The sequence below is a fragment of the Tropicimonas marinistellae genome, from assembly GCF_001509585.1.
Taxonomy (GTDB): domain Bacteria; phylum Pseudomonadota; class Alphaproteobacteria; order Rhodobacterales; family Rhodobacteraceae; genus Tropicimonas; species Tropicimonas marinistellae.
Map to the genome: position 1 here is coordinate 95,466 of NZ_LNCI01000010.1, position 18,217 is coordinate 113,682.

The 18,217-nt window shown below is 63.7% G+C and carries 18 protein-coding genes and 1 pseudogene; 8 read left to right on the plus strand and 11 right to left on the minus strand.

Translation table 11 applies throughout. The features are described from left to right. Nucleotides 1-80: 80 nt before the first annotated feature. Complete coding sequence (locus ARC39_RS19925; protein ID WP_068116916.1) at nucleotides 81-692, minus strand: lytic transglycosylase domain-containing protein; 612 nt, start codon at nucleotides 690-692, stop codon at nucleotides 81-83. A gap of 193 nt (nucleotides 693-885) precedes the next feature. On the opposite strand from ARC39_RS19925, the gene ssb reads away from it, so the two are divergent. Beyond that, entirely contained in the window at nucleotides 886-1,386 is a 501-nt protein-coding gene (gene ssb / locus ARC39_RS19930) for a single-stranded DNA-binding protein (protein WP_068116918.1), read from the plus strand. A gap of 118 nt (nucleotides 1,387-1,504) precedes the next feature. On the opposite strand, the gene ARC39_RS19935 is transcribed toward ssb, so the two are convergent. Beyond that, nucleotides 1,505-2,977 (minus strand): ABC transporter substrate-binding protein, encoded by a 1,473-nt coding sequence (locus tag ARC39_RS19935; RefSeq protein ID WP_068116919.1) that lies wholly within the window; start codon nucleotides 2,975-2,977, stop codon nucleotides 1,505-1,507. Between the two features lie 126 nt (nucleotides 2,978-3,103). Beyond that, nucleotides 3,104-3,526, minus strand: a complete 423-nt coding sequence (locus ARC39_RS19940; RefSeq protein WP_161470996.1) for a c-type cytochrome — start codon at nucleotides 3,524-3,526, stop codon at nucleotides 3,104-3,106. A 372-nt stretch (nucleotides 3,527-3,898) separates the two neighbouring features. Between ARC39_RS19940 and idi the strand changes: the two genes are divergently transcribed. After that, on the plus strand, nucleotides 3,899-4,432 hold the full coding sequence (gene idi, locus ARC39_RS19945) for an isopentenyl-diphosphate Delta-isomerase (RefSeq protein ID WP_149866497.1): 534 nt from the start codon (nucleotides 3,899-3,901) through the stop codon (nucleotides 4,430-4,432). 24 nt (nucleotides 4,433-4,456) lie between these two features. Here the strand turns inward: idi and ARC39_RS19950 are convergent, their stop codons facing one another. Then, a complete protein-coding gene (locus ARC39_RS19950) occupies nucleotides 4,457-5,230 on the minus strand; it encodes a DUF1013 domain-containing protein (RefSeq protein ID WP_068116920.1) in 774 nt (257 codons plus the stop codon). Between the two features lie 123 nt (nucleotides 5,231-5,353). Here ARC39_RS19950 and ARC39_RS19955 point away from each other — a divergent pair, with 123 nt between their 5' ends. After that, nucleotides 5,354-5,983 carry a ribonuclease T2 family protein gene (locus ARC39_RS19955; RefSeq protein WP_068116922.1) on the plus strand — a complete coding sequence of 210 codons (630 nt, stop codon included), beginning with the start codon at nucleotides 5,354-5,356 and terminating at the stop codon, nucleotides 5,981-5,983. A 190-nt stretch (nucleotides 5,984-6,173) separates the two neighbouring features. Here the strand turns inward: ARC39_RS19955 and aqpZ are convergent. The 3 genes and pseudogenes from aqpZ to ARC39_RS19970 form a co-directional block, all read right to left on the minus strand. After that, nucleotides 6,174-6,848, minus strand: a pseudogene (gene aqpZ / locus ARC39_RS19960) (aquaporin Z); the annotation flags it as partial. Between the two features lie 118 nt (nucleotides 6,849-6,966). Beyond that, on the minus strand, nucleotides 6,967-7,950 hold the full coding sequence (locus ARC39_RS19965) for an NAD(P)H-quinone oxidoreductase (RefSeq protein ID WP_068117182.1): 984 nt from the start codon (nucleotides 7,948-7,950) through the stop codon (nucleotides 6,967-6,969). Nucleotides 7,951-8,020: 70 nt separating this feature from the next. Beyond that, nucleotides 8,021-8,764, minus strand: a complete 744-nt coding sequence (locus ARC39_RS19970; protein ID WP_068116925.1) for a COQ9 family protein — start codon at nucleotides 8,762-8,764, stop codon at nucleotides 8,021-8,023. A gap of 119 nt (nucleotides 8,765-8,883) precedes the next feature. Here ARC39_RS19970 and rpsU point away from each other — a divergent pair, with 119 nt between their 5' ends. Next, nucleotides 8,884-9,090: a 30S ribosomal protein S21 gene (rpsU, locus tag ARC39_RS19975; protein ID WP_005614280.1), complete on the plus strand. Its 207-nt coding sequence runs from the start codon at nucleotides 8,884-8,886 to the stop codon at nucleotides 9,088-9,090. Nucleotides 9,091-9,455: 365 nt separating this feature from the next. Next, on the plus strand, nucleotides 9,456-10,181 hold the full coding sequence (locus tag ARC39_RS19980; protein ID WP_068116927.1) for a glutathione S-transferase family protein: 726 nt from the start codon (nucleotides 9,456-9,458) through the stop codon (nucleotides 10,179-10,181). A 51-nt stretch (nucleotides 10,182-10,232) separates the two neighbouring features. Here ARC39_RS19980 and ARC39_RS19985 read toward each other — a convergent pair whose 3' ends face one another. From ARC39_RS19985 to ARC39_RS20000, 4 genes are all read right to left on the minus strand, one after another. Further along, complete coding sequence (locus ARC39_RS19985; protein ID WP_068116929.1) at nucleotides 10,233-10,682, minus strand: YtoQ family protein; 450 nt, start codon at nucleotides 10,680-10,682, stop codon at nucleotides 10,233-10,235. 270 nt (nucleotides 10,683-10,952) lie between these two features. Then, on the minus strand, nucleotides 10,953-13,361 hold the full coding sequence (pheT, locus tag ARC39_RS19990; RefSeq protein WP_068116932.1) for a phenylalanine--tRNA ligase subunit beta: 2,409 nt from the start codon (nucleotides 13,359-13,361) through the stop codon (nucleotides 10,953-10,955). Nucleotides 13,362-13,489: 128 nt separating this feature from the next. Beyond that, on the minus strand, nucleotides 13,490-14,602 hold the full coding sequence (aroB, locus tag ARC39_RS19995; RefSeq protein ID WP_068116934.1) for a 3-dehydroquinate synthase: 1,113 nt from the start codon (nucleotides 14,600-14,602) through the stop codon (nucleotides 13,490-13,492). A gap of 4 nt (nucleotides 14,603-14,606) precedes the next feature. Then, the gene (locus ARC39_RS20000; RefSeq protein ID WP_068116937.1) at nucleotides 14,607-15,197 is read right to left on the minus strand and encodes a shikimate kinase; all 591 of its coding nucleotides are present in this window, start codon (nucleotides 15,195-15,197) and stop codon (nucleotides 14,607-14,609) included. Nucleotides 15,198-15,288: 91 nt separating this feature from the next. Between ARC39_RS20000 and ARC39_RS26440 the strand changes: the two genes are divergently transcribed. The 3 genes from ARC39_RS26440 to ARC39_RS20010 are packed head-to-tail and all read left to right on the plus strand — an operon-like array spanning nucleotide 15,289 to nucleotide 18,050. Further along, on the plus strand, nucleotides 15,289-15,423 hold the full coding sequence (locus tag ARC39_RS26440) for a hypothetical protein (protein ID WP_268874355.1): 135 nt from the start codon (nucleotides 15,289-15,291) through the stop codon (nucleotides 15,421-15,423). A 3-nt stretch (nucleotides 15,424-15,426) separates the two neighbouring features. Then, a complete protein-coding gene (locus ARC39_RS20005) occupies nucleotides 15,427-17,109 on the plus strand; it encodes a hypothetical protein (protein WP_068116939.1) in 1,683 nt (560 codons plus the stop codon). Continuing rightward, nucleotides 17,106-18,050 (plus strand): tyrosine recombinase, encoded by a 945-nt coding sequence (locus ARC39_RS20010; protein ID WP_068116942.1) that lies wholly within the window; start codon nucleotides 17,106-17,108, stop codon nucleotides 18,048-18,050. The genes ARC39_RS20005 and ARC39_RS20010 overlap by 4 nt, the downstream gene beginning before the upstream one ends. Nucleotides 18,051-18,217 lie beyond the last annotated feature (167 nt).

Here is an 18,217-nt window from a genome sequence, read left to right on the forward strand (position 1 = left end):
CCCGTGCTATCGCCGCAGCGATCCGCCCCCCTTGATTCAGATCAATTCCCTAGTTTTTCTATCAGTTAAGTGCCGTGGCCTCAACTGCCCCAGATCTTGCGCACGTAGTTCTTGGTTTCGCGGTAGGGCGGCACGCCGTCGTACTTGTCCACCGCAGCCGGTCCCGCGTTATATGCCGCCAGTGCGAGACGCCAGTTCCCGTAGCGGTCATACATCATCCTGAGATAGCGTGCGCCGCCGTCGAGGTTCTGCTTGGGATCGTGGGGGTTTACCCCCAGCTTGGCGGCGGTACCGGGCATGAGTTGCGCCAACCCGATTGCGCCCTTGTGAGATTTCGCGCTGACGCGCCAGTTGCTTTCCTGTTGAACCAGTCGCAGGAACAGGTCTTCCGGCACCCCGTGCTTGCGTGCCGCGCTCTTCGCAACACTCAGGAATTCTCCGCGGTACCGGCCGTGATATCCGGGGACCGCAAGCGCGCTTACGGCGGGTTTTGAAGTGGGCGGCTGGAAGCGGGCGGAGTTCGCGTATTGCTTGGAGGCCCGGCTGTCGAGAAGCCGCGTCTGAGAGGCGAAGAGCCGCGCACGCGACTTCGAAGACACCTTTGTTTCCGCAAATGCGGGCGCGACGGATCCGACCGTCACGCTCGCAGCGACGATGGCCGCGACACCAAACACACCGAACAGCCTGCGCATTGGTTCTGCCTTGTCCCGTCTCCCGTTCGGCGGGCAGTATAGGCATCCTCGCCGTGTCCGCCAGTGCAGCTTTGCCACGCCAAAGGAATTAGGCGGTTTTTGCCGGGCCGGAGGTGGTGTAGCGTCGGGCTCCAGACCGGAATCGGTGCCAATCGGCAACAGACGACCACTCGCAAGCATAAAGGAGCAGCGCATGGCGGGATCGGTGAACAAGGTGATCCTGGTGGGCAATCTGGGCCGCGACCCCGAGGTGCGCACCTTTCAGAACGGCGGCAAGGTGTGCAACCTTCGGATCGCCACGTCCGAGAACTGGAAGGACCGCAATACCGGAGAACGGCGCGAGCGAACGGAGTGGCATTCGGTCGCCATCTTCTCCGAACCGCTGGCCCGGATCGCCGAGCAATACCTGCGCAAAGGCTCCAAGGTCTATATCGAGGGCCAGTTGGAAACCCGGAAGTGGCAGGACCAGTCCGGACAGGACCGCTATTCCACCGAGGTCGTTCTGCGCCCATACCGCGGCGAGCTGACACTGCTCGATTCCCGCGGTGGTGAAGGCGGCGGCGGATATGGCGGTGGTGGCGGATACGACGACCGCGGCAGCTACGGCGGTGGCGGCGGTCAGTCCGGTGGCGGGTATGGCGGCGGCGCCCCGGCAGGCGGCGGCAGCGACATGGACGACGAAATCCCGTTCTGATCCGGCCGTCCGCAGTAACGATCGAATTCAAAGGGGTCGGCTTGTGCCGGCCCCTTCTTTTTCTCACCGGACGTCGCTGTGCCTGCGACTGCTGGAACGACGTCTATCCCGGCGCATTTCAATCCGTCCAGCGCACCGCTGTCAGATCGTTGGCCTGGGTGGGAGCGTTCTCCCACAGGCCCTCGATCTTACTGTTCGCGACGCCGGTCTTGGCAAGCTGGAAGAGGAACCCATTCACGTAGTCGTCCGCGATCATCTGCTGGGCGGTCTTCAGAATATCGCTGCGAGCGGCCGGATCGGCCGTGGCCTCCAGCTCCGTCATCAGCGCTTGAAAGTCCGGATTGTCATACTGGAAGTAGTAGTCGGGCCTGGCGTAGATGTTTATGTCAGCGGGTTCGGTGTGGCTGACAATCGTCAGGTCGAAGTCCTTTCCCTTGAATACCTGTTCCAGCCATTGTGCCCACTCCAGATTGGAAATCTCGGTCTCGATACCGACATTGCGGAGCTGTGCGGCCACGATTTCACCACCGCGGCGCGCATAGGAGGGCGGCGGAAGGGCAAGGCGCAGTTTGAGATCGGTCTGTCCCGCTTCGTCCAACAGCGCTTTTGCCGCATCCGGATCGAACGCGGATTGTCCCGTCAGATCAACGTAGTCTGGATTATGCGGAGCGAAATGCGTGCCGATTGGCGTTCCGTAGCCGTGCATGGCTCCATCGACGATCTCCATCCGGTTGATTGCGTGCGCGATTGCCTTGCGCACACGAACGTCCGCGAGGGGCCCTGCAGCGTTGTTCATCGCGAGGATCGTCTCACCCTCGGTCGAGCCGACCATAACCCGGAACATCGGGTTGGCGTCGAACTGCACCAGCGTTTCCGGCGCCGGGAATATGGGGAAGGCATCCAGCTCGCCCGACATCAACGCCGCGAAGGCGGCGTTCGGGTCGGAGATGAACTTGAACGTCGCGCTGGCGAGCGCGGCTGGTTCGCCCCAGTAGGAATCGTTCCGCGCGATTTCCACGCGGTCACCCTGTACCCATTCAGAGAAGGCGAATGGCCCGGTGCCGACGGGATGGGTCGCTGCCTGATCGGCGGTTTCAGGCGCCAAGATAACGGCGTCCCCCCAAGCCATCTTGAACGGGAATGCGCCGTCGGCCGCCGCAAGGCCGATCACCACTGTCTGCGGGTCCGCAACCTCCACCGATTCGATCCCTGCAAACAATGCCTTCTGAGCATTGGTGCTGTCCTCTGCACGGGCGCGGTCGAGTGAAAATTTCACGTCCTCGGCGTCCATTGCCGTGCCATCGTGGAACGTCACACCCTCGCGAAGGTGGAACGTGTAAGTCGTACCGTCCTCCGACACGTCCCAGCTTTCAGCAAGGCCAGGGACAATGGAGCCGTCCGACGCGAAACGCGTCAGCCCCTCGAAGATGTTCGCATAGACCACCTCGTCGATGGCAGCGGCAGCGCCGCCGGTCGGATCGAGATTCGGTGGCTCCAGTGCCATCCCGACAGTGATGTCGTCCTGCGCGGCGCTGGCCATGGCGGCGACAAGAGTGAGCGCCGTGGCGCCGGGGAGTGAGCGGGTAAACATGAATCGGGCTCCCTGTTTCTTTCCACGTGAAGGCTACAGGCGCGGCCCGGTGTTTGGAAAAGAAAAACTGACCGTGATGAGCCAGCCCCCACTCGCTTCGATCGGCACGATCTCGTTCGACGAAGACTACTGCACCGATTTCAGGAAGGCGAAGATCGCGGCAGCATCTTCCGCCGACTTCGCCTTGCCGGCCATTTTCGATCGAGCTTTGCGGTCGCCGGTGAATTCTCGCAAGAAGCCGTTTGTGTCCGTGATGAAGGCGACGAAGGTCGCGTCGTCCCAGATCAACCCGGCTTCGGCGGCAGCCCGCAGCCCTGAGCCGTATCGAAACCCGTCGATTCTGGCGGCGGGCGCTCCTGCGACACCGTATAAGTTAGGCCCGGTTCTCGCCCGCTTTCCGGCAAGCGTTTGTCCCGCGCCGTTCACGACGACGTGGCAGCTTGCGCATTGTTGGTCGAAGGCTTCGGCACCGGCCTCAGCGGTCTGGGCGTTGGATTGGAGCGACAGCGCGATTGTAGCGACGGTAGCCGCGACCAAAGTGCAAAACATGCGGGTTCCTCGCATCAACGCGGCGGTCATGCAAGTCAGTGGTGTTCTGTCGGTATCTCCACCTCGCCGCCCAATCCCTCTCATGTAGAAACGGTGCTCCCGCGCGGGCGGTCAAAAAGACGCATGCGTGCGCGAGCCGGATGGCGTCAGACCGGTGGATCGCCCCGGTTTTCCATGGGTTGCAGGACAGTGTTCGCATGACCTTGCATACACAGGCATGCTAGCCTCCGCCCCCTGTGTCACCTTGTCGAGGTGATATGCTACCAGTTCACGGCTTAGGTTTTCAGGGAATCCGCGCCTGCCCGGCATGGCGCGCCTAAAACGTTACAGTCCGCCCGTACCCGCCATCGCTTTCGCTCCGATCCATAACCAATGACCGACGAAATGATCCCCGCCTGGGTCGATGGCACGCTACAGCCCGTCGACAAGTTGGAGGTGCACCGCCGTGGCCTCCGGCACAAGGCGGTGTCCATCTTCGTCATGGACGGCGAGAACGTCCTGCTGCAGCGCCGGGCAGCGGGCAAGTACCATTCACCCGGTCTCTGGGCGAATACGTGCTGCACCCATCCGCGCTGGATGGAGCCGGCCGCGGACTGCGCCGTTCGACGTCTGCGGGAGGAATTGGGAATTACCGGGCTCTACCCGGCCCACAGGGATCGCGTGGAATACCGCGCCGAGGTCGGTGGCGGCATGGTCGAGCACGAGGTGGTCGACATCTTCATGGCGATGGCAGAACGCAAGATGAAGGTCTATCCGAACCCCGACGAGGTCTCGCAGGTTGAGTGGGTGGGCTTTTACGATCTAACGGCCGAGATAAAACGGCGTCCGCAGCGCTTCACGCCCTGGCTGAGGATCTACCTCGAAGAACACCGGGACCGGATCTTCGGAACGCTGATGCGCCCCTGACGGGGCGCAAAACCAGCAAACAGCTCAGGGCTGCGGGTCGTCTTCCTCGTCGTCCTTGTCATCCGTGGACTCTGGCAAGTTGAAGAAGCTGTCCGCGTCCACGATCGGATCTCGGTCGTCTTCGTCCTCTTCCCCCCGCGGATCGCCAGAGAGCGTGAAGGTCTCAAGGCCGGAAATCGCCGACGGAATCTTCGGTTCCGGATCGGCAGCCAGAGACTGCTCCGTGGAGACCAGCTTGCGACGCTCGTCGTCGCTCATCACCTCGCCCTCGGCAGCCTTCTTTGCCGCCGCCTTCTGCACCACAGCATCCAGTTCGGATTGTTTGCACAGCCCGAGTGCGACCGGGTCGATGGGCTGCATGTTCTGGATGTTCCAGTGCGTGCGTTCCCGGATCGACTGGATTGTCGGCTTGGTGGTGCCGACCAGCTTGGAGATCTGGCCGTCCGTCAGCTCGGGGTGGAACTTCACCAGCCAGAGGATCGAGTTCGGCCGGTCCTGGCGTTTGGAAAGTGGCGTGTAGCGGGGTCCGCGGCGCTTTTCCTCGCCCACCGCAGCAGCGTTGAACTTGAGCTTGAGCTTGTGCAGTGGGTTATTCTCGGCCCGGTCGATCTCGATCTGGTCGAGTTGGTTATTGGCCACGGGATCGAATCCCTTCACGCCGGCGGCGACATCCCCGTCGGCGATCCCCTGCACTTCCAATTCGTGCAGGCCGCAGAAATCCGCGATCTGCTTGAAGCTGATCGTGGTGTTGTCGACCAGCCAGACGGCGGTCGCCTTGGCCATCAGCGGCTTGTTCATATCTGCCTCCTTCGCACATTTCTCCCGTGGCCGGGAAACGGCCGCGACCTTTCGGGGCCGCTTTTCCTCGTTTTCGGGAATTGCATGGCATATAAGGCGGCCGCGGCGGAAAGGAAAGTCAAAATGCGTTGGATACTTGTATGGGCGGCGCTTACCGGCGCGGCCCTGGCCGAGGGCGAGCGGGCCGGCGACTTCGATTACTACGTGATGGCGCTGAGCTGGTCGCCGAGTTTCTGCGCAATCGAGGGCGATGCGAAAGGGGCCGAGCAATGCGACCCACGCTTGGATCACGGATGGATTCTACACGGGCTCTGGCCGCAATACGAGGACGGCTGGCCGAGCTTCTGCAACACCGCCGCGCGCAACCCATCGCGCGGACAGACAGCGGCCATGGCCGACATCATGGGGTCAAGCGGGCTCGCCTGGTACCAATGGAAAAAACACGGGCGCTGTTCGGGGCTTGAGGCCAATGCATATTACGAACAGGCCCGCGACGCATACGAGAGTGTTACCCGGCCACCCGTACTTCGCAGTCTGAAAGAGAGTGTCGCCCTGCCCGCCTCCGTTGTCGAAGAGGCGTGGTTGGAGGCCAATCCGAATCTGACCGCCGATATGGTAACCGTAACCTGCCGGGACGGTCGCATCATGGAAACGCGGATTTGCCTGACCAGGGATCTTGCCCCGCGGGCATGTGGCCGCGATGTCCGCCGCGACTGCACCGAGCAACGGGCCCTGCTGGACCCGGTGCGCTAGGCAAAGCGTCCCAGATTGGGTGGCGGGCGCTGATTTACCTCTACTTGGTGTCCGTATCCGGTTTGGCGATGTCCTCGGCCTTGTCGGCGACATCTTCTGCTGCCGCTTCGGCCTTTTCGACAACAGTGTCCACGGCTTCCTCGACAGCATCCACAACCGAATCTGCCGCCGCCGTGACGCTCTCACCTTCCAGCATCTTCCAGATCACGGCACCGAGCGCACCACCGATGAGCGGGGCGACCCAGAACATCCAGAGCTGCAGGATCGCTTTTCCGCCACCGAAGAGCGCCACGCCTGTCGACCGCGCCGGATTCACCGATGTGTTGGTCACCGGGATCGAGATCAGGTGGATAAGCGTCAGGCCAAGGCCGATGGCGATCGGTGCAAAACCGACCGGCGCTCCCTTGGCGGTGGCACCAAGGATAATGACGAGGAACATCGCCGTCATAACGATTTCGGTCACCAGACCGGCGAAGAAGCCGTAGCCACCGGGGCTGGCAGACCCATAGCCGTTGAGCGCGAAGTTCCCGACGGACGAGAATCCGTCCTGCCCATGCGCAATGATCCAGAGCACGAAACCGGCGACGATGGCGCCTGCAACCTGCGCCGCCCAGTAGGACAACAGGTCCTTTTGGTCGAACTTGCCGGCCACCATGAGCCCGAAAGAGACCGCCGGGTTGAAATGCCCGCCCGAGATGCCGCCGACCGCATAGGCCATCGTCATGACGGTCAGTCCGAAGGCAAGCGATACCCCCAGGAAGCCGATACCCACATCCGGCACACCCGCCGCAAGAACGGCGCTGCCGCAACCGCCCAACACCAGCCAGAAGGTGCCTACGAATTCCGCAATTAGTTTCTTCGACATGTTCGATATCCAGGTTTGATCAATTCAATTTGGGGAAGCTGCCGCACGGGCGACGACTAGGACCTGAATACCTGTATGCCGCAGCGCCGCCGCACCGCGAAACGAAATCTCTCTGTCGTTACACAACCCGCAGCACGATCTTGCCGACATGGCCCGAACTTTCCATGCGGGCGTGCGCCTGGTCGGCCTTGTCGAGCGGAAACTCCGAATCCATCACCGGCGCGATCGAGCCCGCGTCCAGCAATGGCCAAACCTTCTCCCTTAAGCTCGACGCGATTCGCGCCTTGGCCAGATCCGACTGTGGGCGCAGCGTGGAACCGGTGATCGTCAAACGCCGCAACATGACCTGCGCGAAATTCAGCTCGACCTTCGGCCCCTTGAGGAAGGCGATTTGCACCAGGCGGCCATCGTCAGCCAGTGCCCTCACGTTGCGCGGCAGGTAGTCGCCGCCCACCATGTCGAGGATCAGGTCGGCCCCGCCTTCGCCGCGCAGGACTTCCACGAAATCCTCTTCACGGTAATTGATCGCGCGCTCGGCACCGAGTTTCGTACAGGCAGAGCACTTCTCCGGCGACCCCGCCGTCGCAAACACCCGTGCGCCAAACAGGTTGGCGAGTTGGATTGCCGTCGTTCCAATACCCGAACTGCCGCCATGCACGAGGAACCGCTCACCGGCGGCAAGGCCGCCACGCTCAAACACGTTGGACCAGACGGTGAAAAACGTCTCGGGCAGACAGGCGGCCTCGCGAAGCCCCATATCCGTCGGGATTGAAAGAGCATGGGCGGCCGGTGTCGTCACGTATTCGGCATATCCGCCACCGGGCAACAACGCGCAGACCGCATCGCCCACGGACCAGTTCGAAACGCCCGCCCCCACGGCGGCAACCTCGCCTGCGGCTTCCAGCCCCGGCAGGTCGCTCGCGCCCGGCGGTGCCTTGTAGCTGCCGGCGCGCTGCAAGGCGTCAGGCCGGTTCACACCGGCCCAGGCAACGCGGATCAGAATCTCGCCCTGCGCGGGCTGCGGTACCGGACGGTTGGAAAGCGCTAAAACCTCCGGTCCGCCCGGTTCACGGATTTCGACGGCGCGCATCGTCTCTGGCAGGGTCATCGCGGGGGCTCCTCATTGGCGTTCCCCGCTTGTGACCCGCTCGGCGAGGGGTTTCAATCACCGCTCAACGATGACGGAACGCCGCACCCGGCGTCGTCGGCGGCTCTGCCCACTGGCCGGGCGCGCTTTCTTCCGACTGCGGGGCACGTACCATTGCCAACAGCCGGTTCGGTACTACGAACACCCGCTTCAGCACCGGATTGCCGGTGATCCGCGCCCGCGCCTCTTCCAGTCGCATCACGTCTGCCACACGGCGGTCGAGGAAGGACCAGGTATCCTTGTTTCCATCGCTCTCGTCACCGAGCCAATAGAGCACCGTGCTTGCATAGACACCGGCAAGTGACGCGCGCTTGGTGTACCAATTGATGTCGTCGTCGCTGTCGCCTAGGGCGGCCCAGATCCGGTCCGCCGTGGTCCAGAGCGCGCGGGCGCTGTCGGTGGCATATTGCGGCAGCGACAAGAGCGCCGTGCCGCGCCGGACCGCTTCCTTGTCGTCGATCGCCTCGATACGGTAGCGGATCGCACGCGCGATCCGCTCGCGCAGGCGCAGCGTCGGCAAGTCCTCAAGCGCCAGCCGTTCCATCATCAGGCGGTCGCCCTGCTCGTGGTAGGCAAGCGCCAGATCGACCCCGCCACGCGGAAAAAGCACCCGCGCGACGCCGGACTCCACCTCCGCGTCGCGGCACGCGGCGCGAAAGGTCGCATCGCTCCATCCGTCGAAAGCAACATTGACAAGGGCCGCCTCCAGCAGCCGCGACCGGAGCTCGTCCTGCGGCGCAGCATCGGGCGCGCCCAACGTTTCGATCATCCTGTACCTCTCGTGGCGATTTCACGAAAACGACGCAATGGACATCGCCGTAATCGTTTGCTATACGGCCACCTCCTGCAATCAGATGCAACTCTAACAGGAAAGGTGGTGACAACCACATGCAGGTCAGTGTTCGCGACAATAATGTCGATCAGGCGCTCCGCGCGCTGAAGAAGAAGCTGCAGCGGGAAGGCGTTTTCCGCGAGATGAAGCTCAAGCAGCACTTCGAAAAGCCTTCCGAGAAGAAGGCGCGCGAGAAGGCCGAGGCGATTCGCCGTGCACGCAAGCTGGCGCGCAAGAAAGCGCAGCGCGAAGGGCTCCTCTGAGACGGGTGAGACCCACGGCGCCGCCAAGGCGCGACTGTACCGACATGGCGAACGCCAGTCACGAAGCCCCCGGCACTTGTTCGGGGGTTTTTCTTTTTCATGGTGTCCGCGTGCCCATGCGCACCACCATCGCCCGGCGTCTCCCGCCCGTCGTCCCGGCATCGCAGATGCCGCTCCTCCCGTTGGGCCGGGCCGCGCGCCGCTGGCGCGCGGCCGTCGAAAGCGACAAGCAACCGCAGTGCCATGCCGGACGACATGTTTTTCGGCCAATCAATGCACAGGCATTCCCGCAGCTTTGCACAAGTCGCGGGGTTTATCGGATCGCAACAATCTCTACATGGATTTGGAACGCGTAAGGAACCGCCATGAATATTCAGCACAACCCCGCCGTCGCAGATCTAACGACCTTCCCGATCTCGACTCGCTGGCCGGCGAAACACCCCGACCGGATCCAGCTCTACTCCTATCCCACGCCGAACGGTGTGAAGATCTCCATCGCGCTGGAGGAACTGGGCCTGCCGTACGAAGCCCACAAAGTCACCTTGGCGGATGCCGATGTGAAGAGCCCGGAATTTCTGTCGCTCAACCCGAACAACAAGATCCCGGCAATCATCGACCCGGACGGACCGGACGGGGTGCCGCTGCCACTCTTCGAATCCGGTGCGATCCTGCTCTACCTGGCCGACAAGACCGGCAAGCTGATCGGAAAGACAGCGCGGGATCGGCAGATCGTCACCCAATGGCTGATGTTCCAGATGGGCGGCGTCGGCCCGATGTTCGGTCAGTTCGGGTACTTCTATGCCTATGGTGGCAAGGCCATCGAGGACGCTCGCCCGCTAGAGCGCTACCGCAACGAGGTACGCCGTTTGCTGGCTGTGCTGGACGGACAATTGTCGGAGCGCGACTGGATCGCCGGTGACTTCTCCATCGCCGACATCGCCATCGCTCCGTGGCTGCGGTCGCTGGAGACAGGCTACCAGGCGCTCGACGCCATCGGCTGGAGCGACTTCCCGAATGTCGCCGCCTACCGCGAACGATTTCTGGCGCGGCCAGCCGTGCAACGCGGACTGAACATGCCACCGCGGGACTAGCACCGAGACCATGCATGGCCGAGCCGCGCAAACGGTTCGGCCATTCCCCCCTCAGCCCGGCAGTTTTCCGGTCAGCACGTATCGCAGGATTTGCACCACCTGTTCCGGTGTCTCGGCCACCGCAAGGGCTGCGGCATCAACTTCCTTGAGCGCATGCTGGTGGTCGGGGCCATGCTGCACGATCAGCGATTTCCCAAGCGCGGCCGCATAACCTGCATCGAACGCAGCGTTCCACTGCTTGTATTTCTCGCCGAACCGCACGACCACGATGTCTGCATCGGCAATGCCCTTGCGAGTGCGGATCGCATTGACTTTCGCGCCCTTGTGATCGTGCCAGAACTTGTCAGGTTCCGCGCCAAGGATAGCCACACCGCAATCGTCGCTGGCCGCGTGGTCGGTCACCGGGCCATCGAACGAAACGTCAAGTTCGGCCGCTCCGGCCACGATCCGCTCCCGCCAGTCGGTGTGGATCTCTCCCGATAGGTAAACTCTCAGCGCCATGCCACTCTCCCTTTTCCCGTCGCAATACCGTCTTCCTCCCGTGACCGATAGCCCCGTTCGGCAAACCTAGCATTTCGAGATTCCACTCACCGGAACGCCCCTGAAATTGCAGGGGCGCCCCTTGCGGAAGCCTCAATCACTCACATCGTCGGGGAAATCTTCCCGGCGGGCTCCCTACCGCCATGATACACCGCCGATGCGCTTTTTGCTTTGAGCCCGATCAAGCCGAGACAGCCGCGCGACCACGGATGATGTAGCCGCGCAAGGCCGTCACCCCCTGAGAACGCCCCCAGTGGCCTTGGAGACCTTCTCGATCACCTTCTTGCCAACCGCTTCGATTTCTTCCTCGGTGAGGGTTTTCTGCTTCGGCTGAAGTCGCACGGTGATCGCAATCGACTTCTTGCCCGCGCCCATCTGCGCTTCGGCCTTCGCCCCGTGGAACTCGTCGAAGACGCGCACCTCCTCGATCAACGCCTTGTCGGCACCGGCGGCTGCATTGACCAGTGCCAGTGCCTCGACCTCTTGGTCCAGAACGAAGGCGAAGTCGCGTTCAACCGCCTGAAGATCGGCAAGTTCCAACGCGCCACGGCTGGCGCTCTTCGACTTCGGGAAGGGAATCGCGGCAAGGTTCACCGAGAAGGCCACTGCCGGCCCTTTTACATCGAGCGCCGAGAGCACCTTCGGGTGCAACTCACCGAACGTCCCGAGGACGTTCTTGGGTCCGAGGCAGATCGCGCCGGAGCGACCGGGGTGGTACCAACCCGGCACATCGCGCCGCACCTGAACCTTTGCAGGGGCGCCGCAGGCGGCAAGCACCGCCTCGATGTCGGCCTTGGCATCGAACACGTCGACCGCACGGCGCGCACCATGCACGTCGCGCGGTCCGCTGTGCCCCACCAGAAGCCCCACCGCCACCTGGTCCTGTTCCTCCGGCTCGCCGCCGTGGAAGGCAGGGCCCACCTCGAACAGCGCAAGATCACTCATGCCGCGCGCCTGATTGCGGGCCGCAGCCTGTAACAGCCCCGGCAGGGGCGACGGGCGCATGTGGCTCATCTCCGAGGAGATCGGGTTCTCAAGCCGCGTGGTCTCGCCACCGCCACCGAAGAGCTCGGCCGCGGCTTGGTCGATGAAGGAATAGGTCACGCACTCGTTGTAGCCGAGTGCGGCCACGGTGCGGCGCGTCAGGCTCTCTCGCCGCTGCATCGGCGTCAGGACAGGCTCCGGCACGCCGGGCGCCGCACGGCTCATGGGTTTGCCTTCCAGACCGGTGAGCGAGGCGATGCGCGCCACCTCCTCCACAAGGTCAGCCTCGCCCATCACATCGGGGCGCCAGCTCGGTACATGGGCCATGTCGTCTTCCAAGCGGAAGCCGAGCGCGGTCAGCGTCGCGCGCTGCGTCTCCTCCGGGATCTCCATACCCACGAGGCTCTCCACGCGCTTCGCGTCCAGCCGGTAGGCGCGGTCGGTATCGGGAACCGCGCCGGCAATGACGAGTTCGGAAGCCTCGCCCCCTGCATGGTCCACAATCATCCGCACCGCGTGTTCGAGCCCGACCGGCGTGAAAGCCGGGTCCACGCCGCGCTCGAAACGATAGCGCGCGTCGGAACTGATCTTGAGGGCACGTCCTGCGTAGGCGATCTGGATCGGATCCCAGTAGGCGCTCTCAACGAAGACATTCACGGTCTCCTCAGTGCAGCCAGTTTCCAAACCGCCCATGATCCCCGCAATGCTCTCGGGGCCAGCCTCGTCGGAGATCACCATCTGACCCGGCTCGAACGAGTATTCCTTCTCGTCCAGCGCCAGCAGCGTCTCCCCGCCCTTTGCGCGGTGGACGCGCAGGTTACCGTTCACCTTGTCGGCATCGAAGACGTGAAGCGGCCGGTTGCGGTCGTAGGTGAAGAAATTGGTGACATCGACGAGGAAAGAGATCGGGCGCAGGCCGATGGCACGAAGCTGTTCTTGCAACCATTGCGGCGAGGGGCCGTTTTTCACGCCACGAATGAGACGGCCGCAGAATAACGGGCAGCCGTCAAGCGTATCTTCGTCGATACTCACCGTGAGCGGCGAGACGAAGGTGGCCGGAATCGGCTCTACCTCGCGCGGAATGAGTGTGCCCAGGCCGCGTGCTGCCAGATCACGCGCCACCCCCTCGACACCGAGCGCGTCGGGTCGATTGGGTGTGATGGCAATTTCGATCACCGGATCCACCTTCTCCGGCGAATTCTCGGCCAGCCAGTCCGTGAAGCGCTGCCCGACCTCGCCGGAGGGCAGCTCTATGATGCCGTCATGCTCGTCAGACATCTCCATCTCGCGCTCCGAGCACATCATGCCGAAGCTCTCGATGCCGCGGATCTTGCCAACCGAAATCGTCGTGTCGATGCCCGGCACATAGGTGCCCGGCTTGGCCACCACCACGGTGATTCCGGCCCGCGCATTGGGGGCGCCACAAATGATCTGGGTGTCGCCCTCGTCGGTCTCCACCACGCAAACCTTCAGCTTGTCCGCATCCGGGTGCTTCTCGGCCGTCTTCACCTTGCCAATCGTAAAGGCTGCGAGCCGCTCGATGGGGTTCTCCACCCCTTCGACCTCCAGACCGAGGTCAGTCAGGGCATACAGGATTTCGTCCAGCGTCGCCTGGGTTTCCAGGTGATGTTTCAGCCAGGACAGCGTGAATTTCATGGGTTGGCCCCCGCAGCATTCGAAAGTCGCGTGTGCTTATCCCATCCCGCGCGGGGGGTGAAGGGGCGGCGGCAATGCGGGTACGGATTATGTGCCGGCGCCGGTCTCCGTTCCTATGGGGCGTTAACTCAGGCGTTTCGTCCGAGTTCGTCCTGCAAAAGGCGCAGCACCTCGTGGTGCGGCACATCGTTGGCGACGAAGGCGCGCCCGATACCTCGGGTCAGCACGTAGCGGATCTGACCCGCGACAACCTTCTTGTCCTGTCCCATCAGGTCCAGCAGCGCCTCGGCGGACGGCAGATCGCCCGGAATATCCCCAAGATCCACCTTCATACCCATTTGACGCAGATGCGAGCGCACCCGGCTCGGGTCTTCCTGGGAGCACAGTCCCAGCCTTGCAGAGAGTTCCACGGCCAGCGCGCATCCGATGGCCACGCCCTCCCCGTGCAGAAGCCGGTCGGAATACCCGGTCGCGGCTTCCAGCGCGTGACCGAAGGTGTGCCCGAGGTTCAGCAGCGCACGATCCCCCTGCTCCGTCTCGTCGCGGGTCACGATATCGGCCTTCATCTTGCAGGACCAGGAGACGGCCGCCGTGCGTGCGCCTTCGTCGCCGGCCTTCACCGCCGCCCCGTTGTCCTCAAGCCATTCGAAAAACTTGAAATCGCCCAGAAGTCCGTACTTCACGACCTCGCCGTATCCGGCCAGCAGATCGCGCTCTGTCAGCGTGTCCAGCACACCGACATCGGCCAGAACGAGGCTCGGCTGGTGAAACGCGCCAATCAGGTTTTTTCCGGTCGGGGCATTGATCCCGGTTTTTCCCCCGACCGAACTGTCGACCTGCGCGAGCAGCGTCGTGGGGATCTGCACGAACCGTACCCCGCGCCGAATGACGGCCGCGGCGAATCCCGTCAGGTCGCCGATCACCCCGCCACCCAATGCGATTACCATATCGTTGCGCTCGACCCGCTCTTCGAGGAGCCATTCGACCGTTCGCGTGAAATGGGGCCAGGATTTCGTGGCCTCGCCCACCGGCAAAACGTGGGCCGAGCGTTCTATCCCCTCCTCCGCCAGCGCGGCCGAGAGCGTGCCGAGGTGCCGGTCGGCCACGGTTTCGTCAGTCACGATGGCCACGCGAGGGCGGTTCAGCAACGGCGCAATCCGGTATCCCGCCCGTTCCAGGACACCCGCACCGATCACGATGTCGTATGCGCGTTCGCCCAGCGGCACGTGAACGATTTCCATGAACTCAGCTTTCCTCCAAAACATCGGGCCGCGCCTTCAGCGCCTCCACAACCTTCTCCACCATATCCGATATGGCGTATTCGGGACGCGCCTGCACCTTCAAGTCGGCCTCGCCATAGATTGGTGAGCGCTCGGCGTAAATCGCCTCAAGCGTCGCACGCGGATTGGGTGTGCGCAACAGCGGACGGGTATCCTTGTGCCGAACACGGTTCCAGAGCAACTCCACATCCGCGTCGAGCAACACCGATACGCCGCGGTCATGGATCATCTGACGGTTGCGCTCCGCCAGAAAGGCACCTCCACCGGTTGAGAGAATCCCTGGCTCCCCGTCCAGCAGCCGTGAAATCACTTCGCTTTCCCTGTCCCGGAAGAACGCCTCGCCATCGCGCTCGAAGATCTCGGCAATGCTCATGCTGGCAGCCGCGACGATCTCGGAATCGCTGTCGAGGAAAGGCACCCCGAGATACCTGGCAAGCCCTGTGCCGATGGCGGTTTTGCCAGCGCCCATCATACCGACCAGCACCACCGTCTTCTTCAGTCGCAACGCCACCGCGCCCACCTCCTCCGGCGCCAAGCTGCCGGTCGCAAAAAACATCCTCTGAATGGCGTGAAATTCGCCGGGATGCCATGTATAAACTGAAGCGAACGCACGGACGAATGCGCAAAATAAGAGAAAGCGGGCAGATATGCGGCGACTCCTGAAGCTCTTGCTTTACCTCGTGATCCTCGGGGCTGTGGCTCTGGTCGGATATGCCTACCTGGCAGACCTGTCTCCGGATCAGGTGCGGGTCAGCGAGCCGGTGACGCTGGACGTGGACTAAACCATGTCGCGCGCCACCCCGGTCGCCCCTCCGATCCGCGTTCAGGCACGCGGCGTGGGGTACGATCTTGTCCACTCCATTGCCCTTGTCGGTGGTGTCGCCTGCGCCCTGGCTTTCTCCGTCGACGTCCTCGTTGCGCAGCCGGTTTCAGGCTCCGTCGCCGGAACCGGTTCCAGCCCGGGCACCGGACGCGCTCCGGACACAGGCACGGAGGCCGACGCCAACCCGATCTCGGCGATCGACTGGCTTTCCCACAGCCTGGCCACGCCTCGGTCACTGCCGGAGCCGGAGGCGCCCGTCACAAGCGGAATCGTGACCGATGTGATCTCGGTACAGCCACTCGATGCTCCTTCGCCCGATGGGGTCGGATTGTTGCCGCGCGCGGTAACCGGTCTGCCGACCGATCTCTGGGGGGCATCCGAACTCTCAACCCTCATCCGCATGATCGCCGATTTCCCCGCAGAACCACTGCCGGCGATTCAGTCCCAGTTCCGCCACCTGATGCTGGCCGAACTGGCCCCGCCGCGCGGCTCCACACGGGACGGTCCGATGTTGCAGGCGCGCGTGGACGCGTTGTTGGCACGCGGCGCGGTGGAACAGGCCGAGGCATTGCTGGCCCGCGCTGGCTCCAACGAGCCGGAACTCTTCCGGCGCACCTTCGACGTGGGCTTGCTCACCGGACGGGAACAGGCGGCCTGCGCCCGAATGCGCGCTGTGCCTGGGATCACACCGTCCTTCCCGGTGCGGATCTTTTGCCTGGCGCGTACCGGCGACTGGCCGGCAGCCGCGCTTACGCTCGAATCGGCCAAGGCGCTCGGTCAGCTATCGCCCGAGGAAGACGCGCTCCTGGCGCAGTTTCTCGATCCGGAACTGTCGGAGATCCTGCCGCCCACGGCGCCACCGAGCCGCCCCAGCCCTCTCACGTTCCGCATGTTGGAGGCAATTGGAGCCCCGATGCCGACCGCGACACTGCCGCTCGCCTTCGCCCATTCGGACCTGCGCCACACCGCCGGCTGGAAAGCGCGGATCGAGGCGGCCGAACGCCTTGCGCGCGCGGGGGCCCTGTCGCCGGATGTCCTCCTGGCGATCTACGGAGAGCGTCAGCCCGCAGCCTCTGGCGGCGTCTGGCAGCGGGCGGACCTTGTCCAGAAGTTGCTACGCGATCTCGATGCCAGCGATGCCGAGGCGGTCGGTAACAGCCTCGGCCCGGCATGGAGCGCCATGTCATCGGCCGGGCTTGCCGTGCCCTTCGCCCGCTCCGTCGGGCCGAAACTCAGGGGGATCGACCTGAGTGGAAAACCCGCGCAACTCGCCCCTCGCATCGGGTTGTTGTCCGATGCCTACGAAGAGGTGGCGCTCGAACTCGACACCGCCGCCGATCCGACCATTGCCTTTGCCGCCTCGCTGGCACGCGGTCTCCCGGAGGGCGATCCGCCGGGCGCGACGGCCGCGGCAATTGCAGAGGCGTTTTCGCTCGACGCTCCGCCAGCGGGCGACCTCATGACCCGTGCCGTCTGGGATCGGATGGGCGAGGCCCTGCTCATGGCCCTTGAAGCGATAGCAGGTGGTGCCGATACCGATCCGAGCGACCTTGCAGAGGCTCTGGCTTTTCTGCGCCACATAGGGCTCGAGGACACCGCGCGCCGCGCCGCGCTCCAGATCCTGTTGCTGGAGACACCGGCATGACGTCGCCGCCCTCGTCCGCCCATCAGTGGATTTCCACTTTCTTGGAGGCACAGGCAGCCGAATTGAACGCGGCTCAGAACACACTGCTCGCCTATGGACGGGACCTGAAGGACTTTGCTGACTGGACGGAACGGCGCGGCAGATCATTTGCATCGATCGAACGCGGCGATGTGGAGGCCTATCTCATCCATTGCGACGCACAGGGCTTCTCGCGCGCCACACGCGCGCGCCGCCTGTCGGCCATTCGCCAGCTCTTCCGCTTCGCATTCGAGGAGGGGTGGCGCGAGACCAATCCGGCGATCCAGATCAAGGGACCCGGACGAAAAAAGGCGTTGCCCGGCACGCTGGAGATCGCCGAAGTCGATGCGCTTCTGGAAGCGGCCAAGGCGACAGGACGCAGCACGGCGGACCGATCGCGAAACGCCTGCCTGATGCAGGTCCTCTACGCCACCGGAATGCGGGTGAGCGAATTGGTCTCGTTGCCCGTTGCCGCCGCGCGCGGCGACCCGCAGATGCTCCTGGTTCGAGGCAAGGGCGACAAGGAACGCCTTGTGCCGCTCTCCCCACCGGCACGAATGGCATTGCAGGATTGGTTGGCCGTGCGCGACGCGGCGGAGGCGGATGCCCGCACGAAAGGAAACCCCCCGTCGCGGTATCTTTTTCCTTCTTCCGGCAGATCCGGTCACCTGACGCGGCACCGGTTCTACGCCCTCGTGAAGGAATTCGCGGTGGCAGGCGGCATCTCACCGTCCAAGGTCACGCCGCACACCCTGCGCCACGCCTTCGCGACCCATTTGTTGGCCGGCGGCGCGGACCTCAGATCGATCCAGACGCTATTGGGCCACGCGGATATCTCGACGACCGAAATCTACACGCATGTACTCGACCAGCGCCTGAAGGATCTCGTGCTGGAACATCACCCGCTGGGTCGGGACGACTGAAATCCCGAGCACCCGTTGTCGCAGGCGCGCACCGCCGGTTCCGGGGCGTGCGGCAACGGTAGGGCTCCCGCCCGCTTCGAGACGCTGCCGCGTCGTAAGCGGTTGGGCATGGCACCTGCGGTGCGCTGTCTCTTTCTCAATCGGGCGAACGAGTGACCGCGCGACGC